The organism is Yersinia massiliensis CCUG 53443 (assembly GCF_000312485.1).
GTDB classification, from domain to species: Bacteria; Pseudomonadota; Gammaproteobacteria; order Enterobacterales; family Enterobacteriaceae; genus Yersinia; species Yersinia massiliensis.
The window spans coordinates 197264-215856 of sequence record NZ_HE997645.1 but is presented as its reverse complement, the minus strand read 5'-3'; the positions used below and the strand labels follow the sequence as shown (position 1 = coordinate 215856).

Here is an 18593-nt window from a genome sequence, read left to right as displayed (position 1 = left end):
AAAATAATTGCAAATACCCTCCGCAGAATCTGCTGGTTTCGTTATGAGGTAACAACAATCTGGTCGGCTTTTATTTGGCAGGATTAACCTTGCGTCTCAGTTCGATGGCAACGCAACGGACAGGTTAGCGCTTTATTGAAACATCTAACTAATAGGAAAAGCCATTAGAATGCGGAAATATCTTGAACCATTGTCTATTTCATCTGCCCAGCCAGAGAGTCTACAAGCCCTTGTCGATTATACGATGGAGTTGGATGCCTACGTGCAGAGAAGTGCTCGTGCCAACCAGCTTAAACTGCCGGATCTGGCTTTCGCCCCAGCAGCCCTCGCCAATCTTGGTCCAAAGTACCCATCGCGAGCCTTCTCCTACTTTGATGAGCTTGAGCGTGACCAAAGCAATGCACCTGTAGACGATCTTGAACTGTTTGACGACGTTGCGGCCTATTTCCAGGGGGCAATCCGTCCACAGTCACGATATTCCCTGTTTAACATGGTGCCCAAGCCGAGTATGGAAGCTACGGCGGCCGCATGGCTAGCCACTGCCTACAACACCAACAGCTTGATGGATACATTCGGTGGAGAAGCATTACTCATAGAGCAAAAGGTGGCGCGGCGCATCGGGGGGTGGGCTGGCTGGCCGCAAGCTATGGGTATAGCCTGCAGTGGTGGCAAGTCCACTATCATGTATGCCCTCAAGTCGGCATTGAGCCGAATCGCTCCCGGATCGTTACGTACAGGTTTGCCCCGTGATTTGGTCGTTCTGTGCAGTGAAGGATCGCATTACTGCGTCGAACATGCCGCCAGCCTGCTCGGACTCGGTTCAGACAACTGCCTGCGTGTACCCAGTAACAGTAATGGGCGCATGCAGGCCGACACATTGCGGGACATACTCAATGAGCAGCATGCTCTCGGACGCCGGGTTGCGGCAATCGTGTGTTGTGGTGGAACCACCATCAACTTTAATTGTGAAGATACCCACCAAGTACGCGCCATCGCCGAAGCGTTCGCCAATGAACATCAATTGAAAGAACGTCCCTACCTACATCTGGACAGTGTTATCGGCTGGTTATATCTGACCTTGCTCAATGCAGATAGTGCGGAACTGCGCCAACGAGTCCCTGATCTGCGCAGTAGAGAACGGATCGCTAGAGTACTGCAACTGCTACGCGGCATCGACGGTTTCGATTCTCTCGGCGTTGATTTCCATAAAAACGGTTTGTGTCCCTACGCGAGCAGCTTTTTTGTCGCCCGAGACCGTCGCTTTATGGATGAACTGGGAGACGGAACCTACCGTTACAGTGACAAGGATTTTCAGTTCGGCCAGTTTCGAGCCTATCGTTACACTTTTGAAAACTCCAGACAGAGCCAAGGAATTTTGTCCGCTTGGGTCAATCTTCGCCAATTAGGCCGCAACGGTTATGCTGACTATCTCACTACCTTACATGATGCTCGCAATTCGCTTGCTAACGCTCTTGAACGCCAAGGTTTGTTTCAGGTGTTGAACAAATCGAGTATGGGCTGGGAACTGGTTTTTGAAGCGCCCTTTGGAGCAGACTTAATCTCCTTGGCATCTTCCTATCAAGACCTTGCCATGAGTTTCATGCAAGAGTGTTGGGCGCGTGTCAATGCAGGTTATGACCTGCCGCTTTTCAGTGTTGTTCCAGACTACCGTATTGACAATGATCCTGACGCTGTCACTACCGGCTTCTTACTTTATCCGATGCAACAGCGTGCGGATCACGAGTGGGACGAAGCCGTAGCACTCATCGCTACACAGTTTCACCATTTTCAAGCCCGCTTGCGTCTACAGCCAAGTGAACTCACCGTGGTGAAGTTTGAAAAACCAATCCGCTGAACTGAGATCTGCAACCATGAATCAGATGACCGACCATACATCGAATGACGTTTTTACCTTGCTTAAGAAAATGGTCGAGCGCTACTACCCTCATCCAAATATGCCTAATTTCGCTGGCTCCTCCCTGCTGGATTTATCCATTGGTAATCCAGATTTAGCACCTGAGCCGCGCTGGCGCCAGCGACTGCAACACTTTGTTGGTCGTGAAGATCTACATGGTTATGGCGAGTTCCGTCCTGACATCAATCGTCATTTACGCGAACGCTTCGCTGCCTATTATCAGCGTAGATTTTTACCGCCCAGTGCACCTGTTTTGCTTGATCCTGAACGCCATGTTGTTGATCTACTCGGCTCCAAAGAGGGCATATTTCACAGTCTGTTAGCTTGCCTCTCCCCTGGCGAGGCGGTGCTTATGCCAGACCCTTCCTATACCGTCTACCAAAGTTGTGCCCGGCTGATAGGTGCTCGTGTGGAGTTATTCGCCTGTGATGAATTGGGGCAACCAAAGCTGGAGTCTATCCGAGATGAACAATTAGCGGGAGCTCGAGTACTGGTGATCTGCTCGCCAAGTAATCCGACAGGTAGGGAACTATCGCCAAGTAAGCTGCAAGAGGTACTGGATTTTGCTCAGCGCCATGCGCTTTGGGTGGTGATTGATCGGGCCTATGCCGAGATTAACTTTGAGTTTCGGTGTAATGGCACTCTGGGTGGTTCAGCGTTGCTGGGGCAGGGGGCATTATCACGTGTACTGGAGCTGCATAGTTTGAGCAAATCATGCGGTATTGCAGGTTGGCGCATTGGGTTCGCCGTCGGCGCGCCTGAGCTAGTAGAAAAGATTCGTAGCGCAAAGTTTAATACCGACTTTGGAACTTTCCTACCGCTACAGTGCGTGGCGGCAGAGATACTCGACGAACTGGAAACCATCGCGGCACGCAACAGTATAATTTATGCCGCGCGTATGCGTCGATTTATTGCTGGTGCGAAATCTTTAGGCTGGAACATTCCTCCCTCGCAAGGCACTTTCTTTCTATGGGCACCGCTACCACCTGGTTTTGCAGGTGATGATTTGCACTTTGTTGAAACATTACTTGAGGCAACTGGTGTATTGCTGGCTCCCGGTAGCGGTTTCGGAACGGGTGGCGCGGGTCGGGTACGCATTGCACTGGTACAATCCGACGAGGTACTTGATGAGGCATTGCATCGGCTACACAAATGGCGAGTTACGACTGGTGCTGTCTGAACAGCTAGTGCTACTAAAGGTTCTGCACTAGGACTGATGGAACAAAAGTTGCTGAAGTAAAGAAAATGCGTATCGATATGAATACGGTATTAGAAATATCGTATAAAGATGTAGTCTTTTCCTTATATTACCTACTCATTTTTCTATTTATTTTATAAAAATAAAATTCTTATATAGTAGAAATAAACTAGGTTCTTTAATGTTAAAATATGGAGTGTAAATACGGATATGAATAAGAAGAAAAATAAATTATTATCGTGGCAACAAGGTTTGATGAATAATGAATTTCAAATTATCCATACTATTTCATCCACGGGTGGCTTAGGTAATAGAAGGTGTGCATCTCGTTTTTTAGGGGAAAGGTTTGAAGATGTAATATCTTCATGGGATATTATGTCTTGTTCTTTACTCTCTTATTCTAAAGGGAAAGGGGTAGGGGCTTTCCCAACACATCTTGTTCTTGATGTTCCTTATCAAAATATTATCGGAACACATTTATCTGATGTTTATTTTCCTAATCATGCCGGTAAATTTGAAGAGCAACCAACGGGGAGAATAATAAATTCCTATGAACTAGTTGATAGAATCCTTAATGGTCAAGGAGTAGGTAATGTTGCTTTAGGTAGTCCATATAATAAATTAGAATATTTCAAGCGTTTTATCCAAATGATGGATCCTGATTGTCACAATGAGATACTTGTTGTTTGTAAGCCTGAGTTGTTAATTGTTAAAGGTGTCCATAAAACAGGTAGGGTTAAATTAAAGGACATTGTTTATAATGTAAAAGGTAATTCTTTAAATGAATTTGTTAATGATATTCAGGCTGTTAAGAAAGTTGCCGAAATCAATCAATTGACTAGTGTGAGTTTTATTTTTCACTATGGGGGTAAGTTGCTAACTAATACAAGGTGTAATGATGTTCGTAATGAAATTAATAACCTGTTTGGCAATCCAATATACTCTTCGTTTGGACGGTCGAATTTTGAAAATAATTGCTTTTCGAAAAAACTAAGAACGGCACCTAATTTATCATATCCATATCATCCATCTAGTGGATACATGGATGTAGTTGTTTATCCGGTTAAATGAATTCCAAATAACCGTACTTCAACGGAAAATAGCAGTTAATATGGATTTGGTGTTTGCATTACGGTGTTTCAACAGCTAAGGCAACGACACCAAACCACGCTTAAATAGTCAACCACAATAAAATCTTAGTAAGAAATATGACCGTGTAGTGGTATTGATTCCATTTCCTTTGAAGGAAAATGAATTTTCATGCGTAATTTATTACTTGTTAGTTTGGGAAAGTAAAAAAATACGTAGTCAATTTCATTTTATTACATGGCATGTTTTTTGTGTTTTTAAAAGAACCGCTAACACCTAGGTCTGGCACGTTTTTTTATACAGATATGTGAATTGTTAATATCACCATTCCTCTTTATTTCCCCTATTGCCATTAACTACTTCATTAATTTAAGTTGGATCATATCTTATTTGATTAGTCCCAAAAACGGCAATGCCTAAATATTCAGCACTATTTCGACGTTATGCATTTTAATATTAGACATTACGAATTTTTATAGTAATAAGCCGACTTACTTCACTAAGGAACTACCCGATGGAAGAAATTTCACAATCCTCTCCTGTATGCAGTTATAACGAATGGGACCCATTGGAAGAGGTTATCGTAGGTAGCATTGAAGGGGTTTCTATCCCAGCGTTAACTCATGAGATGAAAGCGTTTATCAGAAAGGAATATTGGGGTTTTTATCAAAAAAATGCCGGAAAACCCTATCCTGCAGAGATGGTGCGAAAAGCGGCTACTGCACTGGATAACCTGCAATGTGTTTTAGAAAGGGAAGGGGTCACGGTTCGCCGTCCAGGTCCAATTGATTTTGGCTCAATGGAAGCAAAAACACCGTATTTCACTGCATCTGGATTTTGTAATGCAGATGTTCGCGATGTTCTTCTTGTCGTGGGTGATCAAATTATTGAAGCACCGATGTCGCAACGTTGCCGCTATTTTGAGTATCTTCGCTATCGTCCGTTAGTCATGGAATATTGGAAGAAAGGTGCGAAATGGACGGCTGCCCCTAAGTCAGGAATGCCTGATGCGCTTTACGATTGGGATTATCCTGAAGAAGATATGTCTTGGTTTCGTGGTGAATCAGGAGTTCCTGCTACTGTTGGCCCTTTAGTCGGTCGTTTTATTACCACTGAGGCAGAACCTTGCTTTGATGCTGCAGATTTCACGCGTTTTGGGCGGGATATACTCGCACAACGTAGCCAAGTGACGAATGAACTCGGGATCCAATGGGTGGAACGTCATCTTGCTCCTGAATATCGTATTCACCGAGTGAAATTTCATGATCCAGGCCCAGTGCATATGGATGCGACTTGGGTGCCTATTGGTGAAGGAAAAGTTCTTTCCTGCCCTGACCGTCCCTGCCTCTCTCCAGAGATTCTTGACATGTTTCAACGTGGAGGTTGGGAAATTTTTTATCCGCCTAGAGGCATAGCTAAAGCAGAATTTCATATGTCGAGTGCTTGGCTTTCTATGAACATTTTGATGCTCGATTCCCAAAGGGTGATTGTTGAGGCATCTGAACAGCCAACGATTGATTTTTTTCGAAAAATTGGTATTCAGCCTATCCCTGTAGATTTTAAAGATCACTACGTTTTTGGCGGTGGTATCCACTGTGCAACCAGTGATATTCGCCGAAAAGGTCTATTGAAATCTTATTTCTAACTTTTTCTGTGCCGACCACGATTAATAGCTAGGCCCCGAAAATATAAAAACATTAATAATAAAGGACTATATCTAGCGATGAGTTATTTCTCCAATACAAAAAATAAATCAGTTAGTGGTGTGTATTCACTGTCATCGGCGGGCTTTTTGGAAGTAGATAAGGTTGGCCCAAAAGCAAAATCACTTGGGATACTTAGATTAAATGGAATTAAGGTTCCCAATGGATTTGTTATTACTGCGGATGAGTATTTATCATTCATAAAATCAAATCATTTGGATGAGATGGCAACATTAGCTGCAATGAAAGGACAGGTCAGTGTAGCGGGTTTACTTGATATAAAAAATAAAATAATGAAGGGTGATATTCACGATGACTTATTGGAGGACATCCTAGAGCATGCTCACTCTTTGGATGGGAGAAATGGATTTATAGTCAGATCCAGTGCTGTATCTGAAGATGGCGAAAGTGAGTCTTCAGCAGGTTTGTACGACAGTTATGTCTGTGAAACTTTAGACGATTTACCTATGAAGGTAAAATCGTGCTGGGCTTCAATATTTAATGAGAATGCAATCTATTATCTAAATAACAAAAAGACTAATGCTATTCAGCGTATGTCCGTCATTGTTCAAGAGTTAATAGTACCTGATGTTTCAGGTGTTATTTTTTCTGCTGATCCTGTCTCTGGTCATAAAGATAAAATCATTATAGAAGTAGTAAAAGGCACCTGTGAAAATCTAGTTTCAGGCAGAGATACACCAGATAGATATATTATTGATAAAAATGAACACAGAATTATAGAAAGATATTTGACACAACCGGGTGTTGCAAAAATAAGCGTAAATATCTTAAAGAATCTTGCAGTTCTAATCTCTCAGATTGAAAAAATCATGGTCATTAATGGTTTGGATTTAGAATGGGGGGTATGTGATGGTGTGACCTATATATTTCAATCTAGGCCCATAACGGCCTTGGGAACGAAAGATTCGATGATGGAGGCCACGAATGAAAAGGTATACCACCCATGGTGGTCAGATTGTGAGCCTTGCTGGCGAACAGATGCGCGAAATTTAGCAATAAGTAATAGAAGTGACATTATTTGGAATGGCTTATATGACTTTTTTATGTATGTGGAAAAGGGAATGACATACGCTTATCTATCTGATAATGATGTAAAAAACCAAGTAATGATAGGGGATTTCTTTTTTGAAGAGAAAAATATATCTATTCAAGAATCGATGCTTGAAGGTTTGTTGATTTCATTTTCTAATTTTAAAGAACAAACTTCTAATTTAAATTTTGAAAAAATGAATTGCTCTAAGCTATCTGATTTCTTCCAGAAAACTATGGATTTGTATGGTGAATTAACAAGTCACTACCGTTCCACTGGGAATGAGTTTACGGCATTGTTCGGAGAGGATATCAATTACTATCTTAATAATCAGGAGATTGAGCTGATTGATCAATGGCTTTCTCATGAGGCTTTAATTGATGAATCTCGTGACTTTCGAGCGCTATGTAATGAAGAATCTATGATCGATACAACGAGTATAAAGAGTCATCTCGATAAATATCCATGGTTGATGATAAACCATTATACCTATAATGATGCCTGCGATTCTTTATTAGATAGGATTGACAAAAATAGTCACCACCATCAGCTCGAGAATCCTGTAGAGGTTCATACTCCACCAGACTGTATTGATAAATTGCCAGCTAATCATTTTAAAACATACAGGCTAATTAAAAAATTCAGAAATGAGATAAAACAGTGTTGGGCAAGTTTTGACTATATCTTGATGCCATTCTTCATGGCGGTAAGTAAATTAACAGGGGAGAAGGTGAAGGATATAAATCAATATTACTTAATTAATGAGATTTTAAGTTTGATTAATGATAAAAAGAAATTATCTCTGAAAGAAAAGATCTCCCGAAATGAAAAAATGATTTTTATATTTTCAAATGGTTCCAGTCGCGTGAAGTTTGGTGACTCGGCGGTTGATGAATATCATAAGTTATATACTGACAAACAAGAAAAATTAAGCGGGAGTGTCGCTTGTCGTGGTAGTGAGAATAAAATAAAGGGTGAGGCTGTTATTTTGCGTTGTAATGATGCGCTGAGTCTGAAAGAAGCGAGACTGGCGGTGATGACGCCAGGAAAAATAATTATAACGTCTATGACTCAATTTAATTCCTTGGACGTTATTGTCAAGTCAGTCGGAATTGTAACCGATGAAGGCGGGGTGTTAAGCCATGCGGCTATTATTGCAAGAGAATATGGTATTCCTTGTATTGTCGGTACAGGTTTATCAACCCAAAGAATACAATCTGGAGATCAAGTAATTATGTGCCTTGACAGTGGGGAGGTGAGTGTTATGAATTAGATTTCATTATTCTAGTTGGTGAGCATGGCTTTTTTCTCATGAGTTTTGTCATGCGAGTATTTAAGTGAATAGGTGATGTAAACCTAATAATAGGTAATCAAGCGTAAAAATTATATTTCTAACATTGGATTTTTAATAAGAAATTTATTTAGGGTAGGCGTTAATGACACGTAATTTTTTTATATCTGTATATTCAGCCATATTTGTTTTAGCACTGACAACAACTGATCTTCAAGCAGTCAATGTGATCGTCGCATATCAGACTGAAGCCGAGCCAGCAAAGGTTGCACAGGCGGAAAACAGCTTTGCCAAAATGTCGGGCGCTACAGTGGATTGGCGCAAGTTCGATAGTGGTTCGGGTGTGTTACGTGCACTTGCCTCCGGCGATGTACAGATTGGTAATCTTGGTTCCAGTCCGCTGGCTGTTGGTGCAAGCCAAAAGCTGCCCATTGAAGTGTTTCTTATTGCCTCGCAGTTAGGTTCATCCGAAGCATTGGTGGTAAAAAAATCAATCAATACGCCCCAAGATCTCATCGGAAAACGAATCGCCGTGCCGTTCATTTCTACTCCGCATTACAGTTTATTATCTGCCCTTCAACATTGGGATATTGAGCAACAAGATGTTCATATCCTGAATATGCAGCCAGCTGCGATAGCGGCGGCATGGCAGCGAGGCGATATTGATGGAGCTTACGTCTGGGCTCCAGTGGTCAATGAACTCGCTAAGACTGGCAAAGTGTTGACCGACTCTGAGCAAGTTGGACTTTGGGGGGCCCCAACACTGGATGTTTGGGTCGTGCGTAAGGATTTTGCACAGAGTCATCCTGACGTGGTAACCGCTTTTGTCAGGAGTACATTAGCTGCACAGAAAGCCTATTTAACGGCTCCGGATGCGTGGCTTGAGAATAAAATCAACATCAGCACTCTAGCCCGATTAAGTGGGGCAAGTGAAGACCAAGTACCGGGGTTGGTCAAAGGAAGTCGCTACCTCCCATTGGCAGAGCAGATTGTACAGTTGGGTAAACCGGTCGAAAAAAATATCCAAGACACCGCTAAGTTTCTGCAAAAAGAGGGAAAAATATCTCAGGTTGAGCACGATTACAGCGCCTTTGTAACCAACCGCTTTGTACAACAAGCTCAGGTCATGCAGAAGTAATTAAGGACGCAGTATGTTGAATGTTAGCCACATTAGTGCGGAATATAACGGGCTGAAAGTGCTTGATGACGTGTCATTGCAAATTAGTCATGGGGAACTGGTAGTGATATTGGGGCCATCTGGCTGTGGGAAAACAACGCTATTAAACTTGGTTGCTGGTTTTATTACCCCTTCTGCGGGGGATATTACTCTTGATGGCGCGCGGGTTAGATCTCCAGGCGCTGAACGATGCGTAGTTTTCCAATCAGAAGGTTTGCTACCTTGGCGTAATGTCCTGAATAACGTAGGGTTTGGACTGCAACTGGCAGGGATAAATAAAATACAACGCGACACAATATCACGACAAATATTAATGCAGGTGGGGTTGGCTGATTTTGAAAACTACCACATTTGGCAACTTTCCGGAGGAATGCGTCAGCGTGTTGGTATTGCCCGCGCTTTGGCTGCAAACCCACGAATGCTGTTGCTGGATGAACCTTTTGGTGCGCTCGATGCATTCACCCGCGAACAGATGCAAGAGTTACTACTCAATATTTGGTGTGACACAGGGAAACAAATATTGCTGATAACCCACGATATTGAAGAGGCTATTTTTCTGGCTAGCAAACTTCTATTACTTTCCCCTGGACCGGGTCAGGTAGTGGAGAGCTTATCACTTGATTTTGGTCGTCGTTACGCGAGTGGCGAAGCCTGCCGCGCCATCAAGTCTGATCCAAAATTTATTAGTACACGTGAATATGTTCTCGGAAAATTTTTTGAACAGCGCGAGGGGTTATTATGAAACGGGATTATGGCCTGAAAAATAGAGTCGCTGCACATGGGGAACGGAAGAAATACAGGTACATTTCCCTTAATCTATTACTGAGCGGTGCCACATTATTAGTGGTTTTGATTATTTGGTGGGTAGTCACCGCGTGCGAGTTAATCAATCCCCTTTTTCTGCCTTCTCCGCAGCAGGTGCTACATCAGTTGATGGTTATTACCAGCCCGCAAGGTTTTATGAATGCCACATTATGGCAGCATTTATCCGCCAGCTTAGGGCGTATTCTGGTCGCATTATTGGCTGCGGTAAGCATTGGTATTCCTGTCGGGATTGCTATGGGCATCAATAACCGTTTACGGGCGATACTGGATCCATTGATTGAAATCTATCGTCCTATCCCCCCATTGGCATATTTGCCATTAATAGTGATTTGGTTCGGTATTGGGGAAACTTCGAAGATTCTATTGATTTATTTGGCTATTTTTGCCCCGGTTACACTTGCAACAGTGGTTGGCGTACGCAGTATTGAACAGGTGAAAGTCCGTGCAGCTCAAGCCCTAGGGGCAACACGCTGGCAAGTGTTACGCTTCGTGGTACTCCCCAATGCGCTACCTGCAATCCTTACGGGGATTCGTATTGGTTTGGGCGTTGGTTGGTCGACTCTGGTTGCAGCGGAGCTGATAGCTGCGACCCGAGGTCTGGGTTTTATGGTGCAGTCGGCTAGTGAGTTCCTCGCTACAGACGTAGTCATCGCAGGTATCATCGTGATTGCTTTCGTTGCCGCAGGATTAGAGTTGGGGCTGCGCGTATTGCAGCGAAAAATAACGCCATGGTATGAGCAGGTATGATAATTTTATAGCACTACAATCGAATCAATATTTGCAACTAGTTCGTTCATTACGCTCAGCGGATAGTAGCCTGCCTAATATAGGCCATGCGTAGGATGTATTCTGTTTGATAAGTGGTCTCGGTATACCCTCAGGGTCATGATTAATCTCAGCCGAAAGCCCATATCACGGAATGAGATTTAACGTATATTAAGTGAAAAGGTATCAAGATAAATCCCGTATTTTACATTCTGTCTTTTTGTTATCCTTATTTATACTATTCGATGCTCATTTGTTAATAATAATCATCGCCTCCATTTATTAATAATAATCATTATCAATAAGTGGGGTTTTTAATAAATTAAGGATAATACTCTAGCGCTTAAAAATGATTATTATGTAATTTATGGTGTTTTACCCCGCAAACAATAACTTATAAAGTTATATTGGCTGCGTAAGAGGGGAAGTTATCTATTCAGGATGGCTTGTGCTCGGTTCTTTACATTCAAAAGTTTCCTAAGATGAATTCTGACACTGTGGTGTTAATTAACTTATTAATAATCATTGTGTTAGTTTGTCTTTGATAGAAAATAAGTATAAAAAATATAGGCGGATTTTTTTAAAAAAAGATCAAATAATGATCCAATTCCTACATTTGAGTAGGAGTTTTATTTTAATTTGTAGTGTTAATCGTCGGAATAATAAGATTATTCTTGTTGTTATATGGAAAAGGATTAATTTAAGTTTTAAATTTAAAACATAATAAGCTACCAAAATGATCTAAACCAATATTTACGATTACCTTTTTGTGTTCGTACGATCTAAAAAACCTTCTGGCAGGACTAATTTAGAATAATATCCTTTGAATTAATATTGATTGCAGGTCATTGATCTGTAATATCGGTATTTACCAGATGAATTGATCGTGTATACTTCAATTCATAGCCAGCGAGTACAGTGAATAGGATGTTTCAGGGATTCCAAGGTGGTTTATATACAGTACGGAAATTGTGAATATTAAAGCCTCGCTTTACTCCTACTATAAAAGATATTTAAGATGTCATTTCGCTACCCAATACATATATTTATTTTCTAAATTTACTGGGTTTTTGAAAGAACTCATTAACTGTTCTTATTGCCCAGCAGCGATAAATATCTAATGGATTCTTGTGGCATTACCACAATCGAATGAACAAACATCAGTACTGAGTTATTTAACTCATACATCTATTACTAATTGGAAATTTAAATGAAAAAGTTAGCTATTATTGCCTCAATCGTTGCTGCATTCGCTGGTGTTAACGCTGCTCAAGCCGCTTCTACCGGTACCATTACTTTTAACGGTGAACTGACCGCTTCTACTTGTGATGTTTCTGTCGACGGCCAGGGTGCAGATGCAACAGTTGTACTGCCAACTGTGGGTACCAGCCAATTGACTTCTGCTAATCAGGTTGCTGGCAACACCGGTTTTAGCATGGCGCTGAGCAATTGTACTGGCACGCTGAAAACAGTTTCTGCTTTCTTTGAAGCGGGTCCGAGTGTCGATGTGGTTACTGGCCACCTGAAGAACGTGAGCGGTACTGCGGGTCTGGTTAGCTTAGAGCTTCTGGATGCTTCTAACGCCATGACACCAATTAAAGCAGGCAACAGCAATCAGACGACCAGCACCACGTATATTGATGCTTCTACAGGCTCTGCTTCATTGCCGTATGCGGTTCAATATTATGCTGATGGCGCAACCACTCCCGGTACTGTAGTCAGCAACGTGGTTTATTCTATCCAGTACAAATAAGTATTAACGAGCCACGTAGAAATATATAAGGGCAGATATCTGCCCTTTTTGATGGCAAGCGCTAGAATTAAGATATGCACTCTTTGATTAAGTGTCGAGGTTGTTATGAACAGCATTAACCGTCTTTTTTTCACTGCCTTCTCAACCTTACTCTTGATTTTATTGACTGGATACTCTGTTCAGGCCAGTGTAGTTATTACCGGAACGCGGGTGATTTATCCGGAGAAACAAAAAGAAGTGACGGTCAAGGTTAATAACACCGGCACTGGGCCAGTCGTATTACAAAGCTGGATTGACAATGGTGATGTCAATGCCCGTCCTGAAACGTTAAAAGTGCCTTTTGTACTGACGCCACCAATCAATCGGGTTGAGCCGAATAAAAGTCAGACACTGCGTATCAGTTATACCGGTGATACTTTACCAAAAGATAAAGAATCTGTTTTCTGGCTGAATGTGTTGGAAATACCGGCTAAAGCAGATGCGGGTAGTAACCAGAATTATTTACAGATGGCATTCCGCTCCCGCATTAAATTATTCTTCCGTCCCACGGGGTTAGTGGGTAATCCCAATGATGCCGCAAAATCTTTGGTCTGGACCAAAGTCCCCGGAGGACTCAAAGCGACTAATCCGACCCAGTTTCATATTTCATTGGTCACAGTAGGTATTACCGGCAGTAAAACCGCGCCGGTTGAAGGACAAATGATTAGTCCTAATAATTCATTGACCTTTTTATTACCGGGTAATACAGCCGGAAATAGCGTTGATTTTGAATTTGTTAATGATTATGGCGCACTCAATAAATTGAGTCAGCCCATTAAGCCTTAATTTATATATAACAGATAACAGCCATACAGAGCATTCGCTAATGACCACATCTATTTCGTGGGGGCGGAATACGTCTGTACACTACGGAATAATTGAATAATGAAACACCCGGCAATGACATTTTCCCGTAGTGGTCGTTTAACGCCCGTGGCGGCTGCGCTTATTACTGCTTTTTTATCACCGACTATTTTTGCTGTTGAGCATAGCGATAGTGACGGGGAAACCAACGTCCTTCAAACTAGTTCTCCCCAGTCTGCTGAGTTTGACGGTATCTTTCTCAATACCGAGTACGGTGGCTCCGGTATTGATTTAAGCCGCTTCTCGAAAGGGGGCAGCGTGCTACCCGGTAATTATCGCGCTGATATTTATTTAAACAATACCCTGATTGGCAATGAGAATGTGGAATTTAAGGCCCGTGATGATAAAAGTGTCCATGCCTGCTTATCTTCATCGGTCATTGCCAGTCTTAATCTCAAGACTGAAGCTTTACCGTCTGAATCATTGGCCCCGCTAAAAAAAGAAGCGGGCTGTGTCGATTTGGCGTCATTGCTCCCTAATGCTCAGGTGACCTTTGACAGTGGGGAACAACGACTGGATATCGCTATTCCACAAGCGCTGTTGCTTCGGACAGCCCGTGGCACAGTGAATCCGGCTTTGTGGGACAGCGGAGTGACGTCAGGGATGTTGGGCTATTCACTCAATGGCTACAGCAGCTCATCCAATGGACAGACATTTAACTCAGCTTTTGCTGGGATTAACACCGGATTAAACCTCGGTTCATGGTATTTCCGTCATAACGGCTCGTATAACTGGCAAGAACAGGGTGATAGCAAATACACCAGTATTAACAGTTATGTGCAGCGAGATATTCCGGCAGCCAAGGGGCGCGTGTTGTTGGGGCAATCCAACACGACTGGGCAGTTGTTCGATACTGTGCCGTTTACCGGCGCGCAATTCAGTACCGACGACCGCATGTTGCCTGAATCATTGCGTGGCTATGCACCAGAAGTCCGCGGGATTGCGCGCACCAATGCATTGGTTACCGTGCGCCAAAGCGGTCAGGTGCTGTATGAAACCACCGTTTCTCCCGGCGAATTTATCATTGATGACCTCTATCCTACCGGTTACGGCGGTAATTTGGATGTGACGGTACGTGAAGCTGACGGTAGCACACAGAATTTTCAGGTACCCTTTGCGGCAGTGGCGCAGTTACTGCGGCCTGGTTCGCAGCGCTACAGCCTGACAGTGGGTAAAGTGCGTAACGATTCACTCTCCTTTACCCCTGGTCTTTATCAGGGAACCTATCAGCGTGGTCTGAACAACAGCATTACCGGTTATACCGGTGTGCAGGCCAGTGAAGATTACGCGGCTGTACAGGTCGGGACGGCATTCAGTACCCCGATTGGGGCGGTGGCGGTTGACGTGACGCAGGCCAATACTCGTCTGCGGGGCGGCAATGAAAGTGGCCAGAGCTATCAGGTCAGTTACAGCAAAGTGATTGCTGAAACCAACAGTAATTTGAGTGTGGCGGCACACCGCTTTTCGACTCAGGGCTATCTGGATTTTTCCACGGCGATGCAAACCCTTGATGCTGAACGGCAGGGCTATGATGCCAGCCGTATCTATCGCGCGAAAAATCGCTTAACCGTGACGGCCAATCAGGGATTACCGGACGGTTGGGGTCAGATGTATATCAGTGGTTCTTTGCAGGATTACTGGAATAAGGACGGCAGTGACCAGCAGTATCAGATGGGTTACAGCAATAATTATAAAAGCATGACCTATGGCGTCAGCATTAACCGTAGTCGCTCCGGATTTGGCGAGATGCAGAATACTTATCTGCTCAGTATGAGCTTCCCATTAGGGCGGAATGACCAGGCTAACGTGCCGCAAATGCGACTGGAAATGAACCGCAACGGTCAGGGAGACTGGGGCGAACAAGCGTCGGTCTCAGGCAGTGCCGGCGAGCAAAGCCAATTCAGTTATGGGGCTACCGCCATGAACAGCAACGGTGGTTCGGGAGCCAGTGGCAGTGTCAACGGTCAGTACCGCGGTTCTAAAGCCACCACGATGGCCTCTTATGGCGGTAGCAGCAGTTATCAAAGTGGCTCTATCGGGCTTTCCGGCAGCATGATCGCTCATCCCGGTGGTGTGACATTAACGCCGTACAGTAGCGAAACATTTGCGGTGGTGGAAGCCAAAGGGGCTGAAGGCGCGGAAGTATCCGGCTACTCCGGCGTGAAAATTGATTCACGGGGCTATGCCGTGGTGCCGTATCTGACGGCGTACCAGATGAATGAGATTACCATCGATCCGAAAGGCACCTCTTATGACGTAGAGCTGGAGTCGACAAGTCAGAAAGTGGCCCCGAATGCTGGTGCGGTGGTGATGGTGAAATATAAAAGCACCAAAGGGTACCCAATATTAGTGAATGCCACTCAGTCAGATGGCGAACCGGTGCCTTTTGGAGCACAAGTTTTAGACGCGAAAAATCAGGTGGTGGGTTCTGTCGGTCAGGGTGGGCAGATTTATGCGCGGGTCAGCGAAGAACGGGGTCGCTTGCAAGTCAGTTGGGGTGAGGACACAGGCCAACAATGTTACCTCAACTATATTCTGCCGCCGCAAACTGCTAACGGTAAAGTCAGTGAAATGATGCGTTTTACCTCGACATGTGTGCCTCAGAACTAAGTTGAAGAGCACAGGGCGACAGCCATACAACGTGAGTAAAAAATGGGGAATGACCAATGAAGTTCTCGATCAATAAGATAGTGGTTTTGCTGGGGGGCGTGCTGTTGGCTGCGGTTAGTCACAATGGTTGGGCGGAAATATCCTGTGGATACGCATCAGGTTCAAGTTCGACATCACTGACTGTGCCGTTAAGTCCGCCGGTGATCTCTGCAGGTGCTGATATGCCGTTAGGAACGATTATCTATCAAGGCGTATGGAGGAATGCGCCATCTGTACAAGTGGCGTGTAATGCACCGGGTATTGTATTCAACTGGGCGGTCGGGATTGAACAAGCACCACTTCCTCTCAGCGGGTGGAATTCAGGGCCTTTTGCTGGGGCAATCTATCAAACCAACATCCCTGGGATTGGGGTGGCCATATCACGTTACAACAATCATGCGCCAGCGACGCTTACCAACTTCGGGTATCGTGATGAAGATGTGGTTTCTGAAGATAGCGGGGGGGTTGTTTTCGAACAAGCCTCGCGCTATATCTCATTGATTAAAATAGGCTCATTGACGCCAGGTAATTATTCTCTTTCGGCAGCAAGTCTACCAGTAGCTAGCGATAATATGGTGAATTCTCCCACGAGCTCTCGTCCATCACTTTTAGGGTTACCCATTGCATTAAACCGCGTCACGTTCCAAGGGAATCTGACCATCTCGACGCAGACCTGTACGACTCCCGATGTTAATGTCAACTTGGGATCCTATGATATACGTGACAATTTTCGTGGGATAAATTCGAGCACGCCTTGGATTGATGCCTCAATTTCGCTGATTAATTGCCCCACGTTCCACGGTTTTTATAATCAGACTAATACCACACAGATGATGAACTTTGATACGGGAGCGGGTACGATTTCCTCCTCCATAAATAACAGCATTGGTGTACGTTTGACGCCCACAACAGAAGTGATCGATGCCGCGAATGGGATTATGGCTATCGATTCGTCGGTATCTGGTGCGGCATCGGGCGTGGGTATACAGATTGCTTCGGGAAGTAGCAGCCAAACGCCGACACCCTTTAACTTTTCGGCAGAACAAAGGGTGACGTTACCAAAAGACGGGAGTTCTACGATACGAGTTCCGCTGGTAGCGCGTTTTATTCAAACAAAAGCGAGCGCCATGCCGGGTAGGGCAGATGGCAAAGTTGTATTTTTGATCAACTATTATTAATTCATTTTTGTGTTGAGTGTAATGAAGTGATGGGGCGCTTATGAAGGTAATCAAAGCGCCTATGAGCGAGAAGCGGGTGAAAAGGCCATTATCGTGGAGAGCGACTAGCCCGCTTTTTTAACTTGAAGGGTTCAGATATTGCCCATCGGGAAGCGAAATGCTCCTGATACTGTGACACTATCTTAGGCATGTCTTTAATCACGAGGACATTCTCGCTATTGTCGTACTCCGCTGATTTTGCGTAATTAAATGAGCCCGTTTCTAAAGTTGAACCATCAATATTCGCGGCTTTCAATCCTGTGAGAGCATTCGTAATACCTGGCCCTGCGGTCGCAAATGCCACGGCTGGGACATCTTCACATAGGCTAAATTCGGACGCTGAAAAAACACCGCCGGATTCGTGGCGACAATGGTAAGTATCTATCGTTGTTGAAGCTTCAAGAGCTTGCCATATTGGTACAATAAAACCGCCTGACACCCCAAACGCAGCCTTACTCGACAACTTTCCAACAACATGACTAAAGCCTGAGCAATATTGATTTTCATACGCTTTATCACCATTGAAAATGTATAACGATTTTTTGTTTTACTGGCCTTTATGAGAAAAAAGAGCGTTAGGATAAGGACTCGTTGAGCACCACTTCGGCAGAGCTTACGTACTAAGATTATCGATAAAAAAATGTATTATTTCCATGCTAAGAAATAATAAGGGCCTGTTGCAATAGAAATTAACGTCTACTTGAAACTAATAAACCACCGAAGAGAATTATCGATAGAGCGAGGTGTACAATGAACAACCCCCTCTTTCTGTAGTTTTAACAACAAGATACGAGCGGCATAAATATTTTCATCACACAAATCAGCCAGTTCTCGTGTCTTTGGCCACTGTTCAGGAGGAGGGGCGTGTAGTATGCCTGTTGCCTCCATACGGGCCAAACATAGCTTCTGTAGTTGAATTAGCATCTGTAATTCTCTGGCATTATTTTTCATGTCAATCACAATCTAGAAAAGAGGAACGAAAATTCTGTCACATTAAAATCAAGTGATTTGAGTGAAAGAGCGGCAATTATTTTTTAGCTGGCCTGCGATAATATGA

13 protein-coding genes are annotated in these 18593 nt (G+C 43.8%); 12 read left to right on the top strand and 1 reads right to left on the bottom strand.

Annotation, left to right across the window (positions count from 1 at the left end; genetic code table 11):
- Positions 1-169 precede the first annotated feature (169 nt).
- From BN68_RS13550 to BN68_RS13495, 12 genes are all read left to right on the top strand, one after another.
- On the top strand, positions 170-1855 hold the full coding sequence (locus tag BN68_RS13550) for a pyridoxal phosphate-dependent decarboxylase family protein (RefSeq protein WP_019211695.1): 1686 nt from the start codon (positions 170-172) through the stop codon (positions 1853-1855).
- A 16-nt stretch (positions 1856-1871) separates the two neighbouring features.
- Complete coding sequence (locus tag BN68_RS13545; protein WP_019211694.1) at positions 1872-3095, top strand: pyridoxal phosphate-dependent aminotransferase; 1224 nt, start codon at positions 1872-1874, stop codon at positions 3093-3095.
- A gap of 228 nt (positions 3096-3323) precedes the next feature.
- Positions 3324-4184, top strand: coding sequence for a hypothetical protein (locus BN68_RS22955; RefSeq protein WP_019211693.1), 861 nt, complete (start codon positions 3324-3326; stop codon positions 4182-4184).
- Between the two features lie 532 nt (positions 4185-4716).
- Positions 4717-5847, top strand: coding sequence for a NarL family transcriptional regulator (locus tag BN68_RS13535; RefSeq protein ID WP_019211692.1), 1131 nt, complete (start codon positions 4717-4719; stop codon positions 5845-5847).
- A gap of 78 nt (positions 5848-5925) precedes the next feature.
- Entirely contained in the window at positions 5926-8229 is a 2304-nt protein-coding gene (locus BN68_RS13530; RefSeq protein ID WP_019211691.1) for a PEP/pyruvate-binding domain-containing protein, read from the top strand.
- 163 nt (positions 8230-8392) lie between these two features.
- The gene (gene tauA, locus BN68_RS13525; RefSeq protein ID WP_019211690.1) at positions 8393-9385 is read left to right on the top strand and encodes a taurine ABC transporter substrate-binding protein; all 993 of its coding nucleotides are present in this window, start codon (positions 8393-8395) and stop codon (positions 9383-9385) included.
- A gap of 13 nt (positions 9386-9398) precedes the next feature.
- Positions 9399-10166, top strand: coding sequence for a taurine ABC transporter ATP-binding subunit (gene tauB, locus BN68_RS13520; protein ID WP_019211689.1), 768 nt, complete (start codon positions 9399-9401; stop codon positions 10164-10166).
- Complete coding sequence (gene tauC / locus BN68_RS13515; protein ID WP_019211688.1) at positions 10163-10996, top strand: taurine ABC transporter permease TauC; 834 nt, start codon at positions 10163-10165, stop codon at positions 10994-10996. The genes tauB and tauC overlap by 4 nt, the downstream gene beginning before the upstream one ends.
- Before the next feature lie 1228 nt (positions 10997-12224).
- A complete protein-coding gene (locus BN68_RS13510) occupies positions 12225-12767 on the top strand; it encodes a fimbrial protein (RefSeq protein WP_019211687.1) in 543 nt (180 codons plus the stop codon).
- 105 nt (positions 12768-12872) lie between these two features.
- Entirely contained in the window at positions 12873-13592 is a 720-nt protein-coding gene (locus tag BN68_RS13505) for a fimbrial biogenesis chaperone (RefSeq protein WP_019211686.1), read from the top strand.
- Between the two features lie 99 nt (positions 13593-13691).
- Positions 13692-16280 carry a fimbria/pilus outer membrane usher protein gene (locus tag BN68_RS13500; RefSeq protein ID WP_019211685.1) on the top strand — a complete coding sequence of 863 codons (2589 nt, stop codon included), beginning with the start codon at positions 13692-13694 and terminating at the stop codon, positions 16278-16280.
- Between the two features lie 56 nt (positions 16281-16336).
- The gene (locus BN68_RS13495) at positions 16337-17497 is read left to right on the top strand and encodes a fimbrial protein (protein WP_019211684.1); all 1161 of its coding nucleotides are present in this window, start codon (positions 16337-16339) and stop codon (positions 17495-17497) included.
- 88 nt (positions 17498-17585) lie between these two features.
- Here BN68_RS13495 and BN68_RS24505 read toward each other — a convergent pair whose 3' ends face one another.
- Positions 17586-17975 carry a thiamine pyrophosphate-binding protein gene (locus tag BN68_RS24505; RefSeq protein WP_019211683.1) on the bottom strand — a complete coding sequence of 130 codons (390 nt, stop codon included), beginning with the start codon at positions 17973-17975 and terminating at the stop codon, positions 17586-17588.
- Positions 17976-18593: the final 618 nt, after the last annotated feature.

Excerpts from the sequence above, each read along its gene's own strand:
- BN68_RS13550 (WP_019211695.1), top strand. The coding sequence starts at position 170 with ATGCGGAAATATCTTGAACCATTGTCTATTTCATCTGCCCAGCCAGAG.
- BN68_RS13545 (WP_019211694.1), top strand. The coding sequence starts at position 1,872 with ATGAATCAGATGACCGACCATACATCGAATGACGTTTTTACCTTGCTT.
- BN68_RS22955 (WP_019211693.1), top strand. The coding sequence starts at position 3,324 with ATGAATAAGAAGAAAAATAAATTATTATCGTGGCAACAAGGTTTGATG.
- BN68_RS13535 (WP_019211692.1), top strand. The coding sequence starts at position 4,717 with ATGGAAGAAATTTCACAATCCTCTCCTGTATGCAGTTATAACGAATGG.
- BN68_RS13530 (WP_019211691.1), top strand. The coding sequence starts at position 5,926 with ATGAGTTATTTCTCCAATACAAAAAATAAATCAGTTAGTGGTGTGTAT.
- tauA (WP_019211690.1), top strand. The coding sequence starts at position 8,393 with ATGACACGTAATTTTTTTATATCTGTATATTCAGCCATATTTGTTTTA.
- tauB (WP_019211689.1), top strand. The coding sequence starts at position 9,399 with ATGTTGAATGTTAGCCACATTAGTGCGGAATATAACGGGCTGAAAGTG.
- tauC (WP_019211688.1), top strand. The coding sequence starts at position 10,163 with ATGAAACGGGATTATGGCCTGAAAAATAGAGTCGCTGCACATGGGGAA.
- BN68_RS13510 (WP_019211687.1), top strand. The coding sequence starts at position 12,225 with ATGAAAAAGTTAGCTATTATTGCCTCAATCGTTGCTGCATTCGCTGGT.
- BN68_RS13505 (WP_019211686.1), top strand. The coding sequence starts at position 12,873 with ATGAACAGCATTAACCGTCTTTTTTTCACTGCCTTCTCAACCTTACTC.
- BN68_RS13500 (WP_019211685.1), top strand. The coding sequence starts at position 13,692 with ATGAAACACCCGGCAATGACATTTTCCCGTAGTGGTCGTTTAACGCCC.
- BN68_RS13495 (WP_019211684.1), top strand. The coding sequence starts at position 16,337 with ATGAAGTTCTCGATCAATAAGATAGTGGTTTTGCTGGGGGGCGTGCTG.